This window comes from Bartonella sp. AP150HLJHH (assembly GCF_042196385.1).
Lineage (GTDB): Bacteria > Pseudomonadota > Alphaproteobacteria > Rhizobiales > Rhizobiaceae > Bartonella.
Genome location: NZ_JBHIQC010000047.1, coordinates 1 through 6655, shown reverse-complemented (window position 1 = coordinate 6655; position 6655 = coordinate 1). Strand labels below are relative to the sequence as shown.

Below are 6655 nucleotides of genomic sequence, written 5' to 3'. Positions count from 1 at the left end.
AATGATATTGGTTCTGCGATAACAGCTTTCAAAAATGATCCTTCTTACTATCGCACCACTTTAAAAAATCTTGGTGAACGCCTGTCTGATCGTGTAGAAGATCTCACGACAAAATTTGATCGAAGTGATATCATCAAGGCCCTTATGACCGATGGCATGTCCCGTGCGGATGCACAAACAGCAGCCAACCATGCTGTTCAACTCTATCAAAGCGCAGAAGAAAAAACCGAAAAAGCCATAAAAGTCCTTGAAGAACGGGCAGAAACACTTTCAGACAATCTTGAGGATACGATCAAGGGCGCCAAAAACACTGCGACTAAAGCCACAAAAACAGCCTCCAATATGGGGTGGTGGGGCTTTTTAGGAAGTCTGGTAGGCGCCATTATTTCGAGTGTTTTTGGCTATTATGGTTATAGAAGCCGTAAGGACACTTTCATGCTTTAAAACATCTACCTGTCTACCTTTAAAGCAAATACATAAAAAGCTGCACGCATAGTGTAGCTTTTTTGCAAAATTTTCTTGATTTTTGTATGCTTTTCAACACAACAAGAATTTTCAAAATCCACGTGAAGCTTTTATAATCGTGAGAAACAAGCTGCAAAATAAAAGATTTTTTTCAATAATTCTATTTTTTTATGTTTTTCCTTTAAAAAACTTCTTAAATGAAGTGTTGACTCCATCGATTATATATATGCCATTACAGCATAACAAATATGCGACTCTTGCTCTATTTTTTCCATTTAAGCCAAACAAATTTCGCAAAAAAATATTCCTCTACGATCAACAACTTTTCTCAATATGGAAACCATATCAATCTTACATCTCATGTAAGAGGGAGCATTATGCGGTTAACATTTCATCCACGCACAATATGAGAGAATAAGTTGAATTCTCTGATACAAAGGGAATACCAACCTACCAAATTATCTATTCTCAACAAAGCAACACTCTCACCACTTCAATACCAGTATTTTAGTTTGAGGATACGAACAAAATTTACATTCTAGATTAAATGTATCAAATAAATAATGGTTTAACTGTACATGCTTCAAACAAAGAACAAAATTCTATAATCATGCGTTATTAAATTTTTTTTGTAAATATTTTATACAGATATCAAAAATCGTACCATTGCTTTCAATACAAGAAACCGACATAAAAAGTTTCATATTGAATGACCAAAATAGTCTTTTACAAATTGCGATATTAGAGCAAAAACTTCATTGGCTAATTATATGAAAAAATAAAATAGAAAATGCATTTTAATAAATATAAAAGCAAATTGTTTTATAAAAGAATATGACAAAAACTGATAAATCAACTTATGATCATGTATTTATGATTCAGATATTGAGTTCAATTTTGCACAATCATTTGAAAAAAACGATAAGATTAAAGTTTATGCGAAACTGCCTAAATGGTTTAAAATTGATACATCTCTTGGATCATATACTCCCGATTGGACTGTATTATTCGAGCAAAATGGGCAAGAAAAACTGTATTTTGTTGTGGAAAGCAAAAGAAGTATTTTCGAAGACATGTTGCGCGTTCTGGAAAAAGCAAAAATCCATTGCGGTCATGAACATTTCAAAGTTTTGGGAGAAAATACCCAATATATTGTTTCTGATAATTATCAAACTTTTATCGATCAAGCACTTCAAAAAAATACCATAACAACTTGAAAAAATGTTTTGGCTATGGAAACAACCCTCCCCTGTTGTTTATAAAATGCACCTTTTTCCTACTCTATAATTTACAAGCCCTTCCTTATAACCGATTTTAATTTTTATTAAACAATCAAGAGATTGTTGAACATTTTCCAGAAAAGGCTGCACATTTAAGAAAAGAAAATTATAAGCTATTGAGAATACATTTGACACCCAAACAATCATTTAAGCATAAAAAATGATCTATAAACAAACATTGGATTTTTAAGTCAATAATTTGATTTATAAAGATTTTAACATTTTCCATGTTAAATAATAAATGCAAATGGAGCAGGCATGCACGTCTCGTGTAGGTTCTGCTTTTGCTCTCATACAGAGTGAATTGACAGTAAACAGACTCCTCGATAAACTCATTAAGATCAACTTAACCGATGGTTTTATTTTGGAGGAAGAGGGATTGTATACAAGGGGACCATCAGCACTTCCAATCATATTCATTCCAATATCAAAGCCGCAGATATCACAAACACGTGTTAATTTTTAAAAGTTTGTGAATGGGGCGGGGACAATATTTTAAAGAATATCAACAGGGGGCATAATAATGCAAAAGAGAGATTCCTACACTCAATCAGAAAAGTATGTCATATATACCGTAATTATTTCCAGCATACTTCCTCTGCTGGACGGGAGCATTGTTAATATCATCCTTCCGGACCTTGCGCATTATTTTTCCGTGGAAGGAAATAATATACAATGGGTTGTAACATCCTATTTTCTCGCCACCGTTCCAGGGCTGCTAATGGCCGCTTTTGTGCAAGGAAGAATAGGTATCAAAAGCACTTGGTTTCTTGCAAGCTTCATTTTTATGCTTGGATCACTGGGGGTAGGATTAAGCTATAGTTTTCCAACTATTATATCTGCCCGTATCGTTCAAGGTTTCGGGACAGGTCTTTTACTGCCCCTTAGCCAAACCATCATTGCATTACAATTTGGACAGACACGAGTGCGCCAAGCCATGGGCACCATAGCCGTACCAACAGTTTTCGCTCCTGCCTTTGGTCCGCTGGTAGGCGCCTCGCTTGCTCAGTATGTGTCTTGGCGTTTGTTATTTTTTATCAATATTCCGCTTATTTTATTGGCACTCACCCTTGGAGCAAAACATTTAAAGAGCAACGAAACAACAAAAACAAAATTTAACTTATTTGCATTTTTAGCGTTTTCCATCTCCCTTCTTTCGTTTTTTTACCTCACAGAAGCCAGAAACATCAATAACCACAACGCCCTCTTTATCCTAGCGCTTATAGCCATGATATCTCTCATATTATTCATTGTTTCTAATCAGAAAGCAAAAAACAAATTAATCGTCTTTAGCGGATTTCAAAATGCGCGCTACACATTACTCATGATCATGGGGCTTGTTGCTTCATTTCTTTTTTATAGCTTCCTCGTTTATTTCCCACTAGCCGTTGCCATGGAACAAGCCCATGAAAATAGCCTTCTCATCATCGGTGCCCTCCTTGCTCTGCAAGGGGTAGGAGCATGGATCGGAAGGAAATTTATTTACCAAAAATGGAAAGAAAAATCTCCCTTTTTCATGATAGGAATTGGTTTAGTGATATCAAGCTTTGGGTTATTATGTTTTGGCTATAATATAAGCATGGATGGACTTGGATTCTTGCTAAGAGGCATAGGACTTGGCATCGCCACCATTGTCTGCCTTTCCGCCCCCATCCAATATGTCAACAGTTTATACGTCAAAGATACAGCCGTTATCACACGCATATTACAGCAAATAGGTGGTGCCTTAGGGGGTATATTCGCTGGCTTTTTGATCCATTCGCTGACAGAAGAATCCCTGTCCTTAAACCAAACATATATCGTATTCTTCATATTCTCTATCGCTACATTTTTACTGTTTTGCCTAGCCCTCCTCTTATCGCGTAAAGAGAAGAATTCCGATTTATGATATACTTTATTTGAACTCCCTAGCCATAACATTGGCAATAGCTTATAAAATCATACAGCATTTACCACTTTTCGAGAAACCAACACACTGAGACCTTGAACACAACCTTCATCATTTTTATGAAAGAACACTAAATCGATAAGCTCCTTAAGCTCTAAAATTGATCACCTCCAGTAACGTACGGTGTTTGTAATTTTATGATACCTCTGTGCTTTTAGATCCCTCTAAAAACCTCTTGAAATATGGGATTTTCTGATCAGACCTTTGCAAAGATCCACGAAATTAAGCACGCGTTTCAATGCGGAATAGTTCCATAAATGCGCTAACAGACGCCCTACAGAACCAGCATAGAATATAGAACCCACAATGCCCCCAAATGCTGACCATCTTCTGCCACGCATCGCGATGCAAAAAATCGCACTGTATTGCAAACTTGATAATGTTATTTCTCCCTTTTCAAAGTCATTGAATCACTATGCTTTCATAATCATAATAGGTTCAAATGAAACTGAAGCGACAAAAACAGCTGGTAAAGCAGCATCTTCTCTCCATTTCATTGTTAACTGTCATAACAAATCTCCCCCGCTTTAATAAAAAAGCCCTCTCTCATTGAGAAAGAAATTTTAAAAACATTGAAAATCATGAAGCACGATGACAGACAGCAAACCATCTCTAAAAAGACTGTTTCTTGATTTTCACAGCGTACTCTTAGATTTCTCTAACATTTTCCTGCCTTTAAATTTTCCTTATAAGTTTTACGGACAAAAGAAGTTTTTCAGAACTCTTTTACACATAACTTCATTGCTTCAAGCTCCCTTACAGACACGATAAACGTTTATATTTTCATCTCTACCAAATACGCGAGATTAACAGCGGATATCATGAAAACAGTCTTTTTATAGAAAACAGTAAGCTTTAACGGAATAAACGAGATTTTAAACTAGCCTCCCGCATTACTCATTACTCGATACCGGTTATGCAAATAAAGAGCGCCATCTACTTTTTCTGACAAGCAAAGAACACACACAACATTTAGTAACATGCCATTATTGAAATTCTTGTCACAAAACCTTCCGTTCAGGGATTATGCGCATTGCCTACTTCCTTCTCTCCAATAAACAATCTGCCAATAAAGAATGCTATTGCAGTTACGATAATACAAAATTATACTTCTGTTCTCATTCTATATTTTTCGAATTATCACACATTATTCCCCCTTCACTGTTATAACAATGAAAGGAGAAAAAATAAAACACAATATGGCATTTATCTTTCACAAATCTTATATAAGCCACAAAATTGTTGCGCGACCTTCTATACAAGGTCAGGCAATAAAATCATACTCTAAAAACCACTCAACATACCACTTTTTGATATTACAAAGATACAAAATGCAATTATCGTCTCCGCAAAAAATATCTCAGAAAAACAAAATCCCTTCTGCAATCATTGGACTACTCCCTCCAATGTTTGCGCACCATTATACGCATAACGAGTTAGATGACTTGTTTATTGCATCATTTGCTCCTCCTGAGATTCCAGAAGGTACAAAAATCCAAAAAGTTAAAGCGTGGCTACGTGCAATCAATTCTCAATGCGAAGAACCACTTGAATTCCTTGGTAACCTGCTTAGTGATTTTATGGAAAAAGAATATTATGATCCAGACCCTACCGGATTGAATTCATCGTTATACAAAAAAACTCTACAGTTAAAAGAAGATCAACGTAAAATTTTAGAAACGTTAAAGAAAGATGGATTGGAATATCAGCGTGGAGGGTATATTATCAAAGCAGGTCTTCTTTCTATAAAAGAGCTACAAAACCGTATTGCAGAGAAAGGCCTTTCAGCAGTAGAAATCGAAATAAATAGGGCATTAGAAAATATAGAAAAAGATCCAAGGGAGGCAGTTCTATTTGCAGCAAATCTGTTGGAAGCCTCTTGCAAAGCTTATCTCGACCACCATTCTATCCTATATAAAGAAAATGCCCATAATAAGCTGTACGCTTTATGGAAAGAAGTTGCTAAGAAGGCTAAGATTCATACTGATGATATAAAGCAAAAAAACTTAAAAAATCAAGATCTAGATAAAAATGACTTAAGAATGATCGCAACCGGTCTATCCAGAATCGTTAGTGGTACTATGAATTTAAGGAACAAGAAAAGTGCAGCGCATGGCCGCTCAGAAAAGGATTTTGAACTAATCAATCTCAAGCCTCGCCATGCGCGTTTAACTTTTAATGCCGCCCATTCCCTCTCAATTTATATCTTAGAGCTCATGGATCAGCCATAATAAAAACCATATCACGACTACCAGCATTTTCTCGTGCCATTTTTAATGCTTTTTAGGCATTAAAGGGGAGTGGCTGCTTCTACCCTACAAAACCAAATATTTCTATAGCATGACAACATGAGTAGTCACACCGCTCTATGGTGTTCCTCTTCCCCACGTTTCTAGGCTCCGCTTCTAAAGTCAGTGGGCAATTTCTGTAAATGCAAAAGCCGCCCTTAAGGATGGCGAATGAGGATGGTGCAAAAGTATTGCCTTGATTATTTTTTTTAAGAACAAACTAGCTAGTGTACTATTTTTGGAAAGCTCTCGTGAAGAAATATTATGATGGAGAAGCTAGTCATTATGATAAAAATACAAGTCTTAACTCCCTAAAGAGAGAAAATCTGAGTTTAGATCTAATTTCTACAAAGCCTTTATGCGCGTAAATTACATACCTATACGTTCTTCCCCTACCTTACTTAATCTTATAATAAGGCAGCTCCGTATAAAAAACGGCACTATTCTTACATACCATAGCCATTTTCTCTTTACAGGCTTTCTGCTATCAACATAATGCTTTACCCTCTTAAAACACTATTTGCAAAAAGTTGGCATCATCACAATGATCATAGGCATAGGCTCGCTACCCCAAAAAGCTTTCTAGGTAAAAATCCGCCTTAGTATTTAGTGGTATAGATAGTTTGGAGTTCAAGGAATTGTTTGCAGTTTTTTGTTACAAAAAGTTAGCAGAT

Annotated in this window: 4 protein-coding genes and 1 pseudogene; all 5 read left to right on the top strand. The window is 35.9% G+C overall.

What is annotated here, in order from left to right; all coding sequences use genetic code 11:
- Positions 1-444, top strand: a pseudogene (locus ACFING_RS08950) (DUF3792 domain-containing protein); the annotation flags it as partial.
- Between the two features lie 890 nt (positions 445-1334).
- Positions 1335-1682, top strand: a complete 348-nt coding sequence (locus ACFING_RS08945) for a hypothetical protein (RefSeq protein WP_375630560.1) — start codon at positions 1335-1337, stop codon at positions 1680-1682.
- Between the two features lie 304 nt (positions 1683-1986).
- On the top strand, positions 1987-2211 hold the full coding sequence (locus ACFING_RS08940; protein ID WP_375630558.1) for a hypothetical protein: 225 nt from the start codon (positions 1987-1989) through the stop codon (positions 2209-2211).
- A 57-nt stretch (positions 2212-2268) separates the two neighbouring features.
- Positions 2269-3633 (top strand): MFS transporter, encoded by a 1365-nt coding sequence (locus tag ACFING_RS08935; protein ID WP_375630556.1) that lies wholly within the window; start codon positions 2269-2271, stop codon positions 3631-3633.
- A 1232-nt stretch (positions 3634-4865) separates the two neighbouring features.
- Positions 4866-5924, top strand: a complete 1059-nt coding sequence (locus tag ACFING_RS08930; protein WP_375630554.1) for an abortive infection family protein — start codon at positions 4866-4868, stop codon at positions 5922-5924.
- The last annotated feature ends 731 nt before the right edge of the window (positions 5925-6655 follow it).

What these genes read in the sequence shown, in the direction of transcription:
- ACFING_RS08935 (WP_375630556.1), top strand. Translation starts at nt 2,269, where the DNA reads ATGCAAAAGAGAGATTCCTACACTCAATCAGAAAAGTATGTCATATAT.
- ACFING_RS08940 (WP_375630558.1), top strand. Translation starts at nt 1,987, where the DNA reads ATGCAAATGGAGCAGGCATGCACGTCTCGTGTAGGTTCTGCTTTTGCT.
- ACFING_RS08930 (WP_375630554.1), top strand. Translation starts at nt 4,866, where the DNA reads ATGAAAGGAGAAAAAATAAAACACAATATGGCATTTATCTTTCACAAA.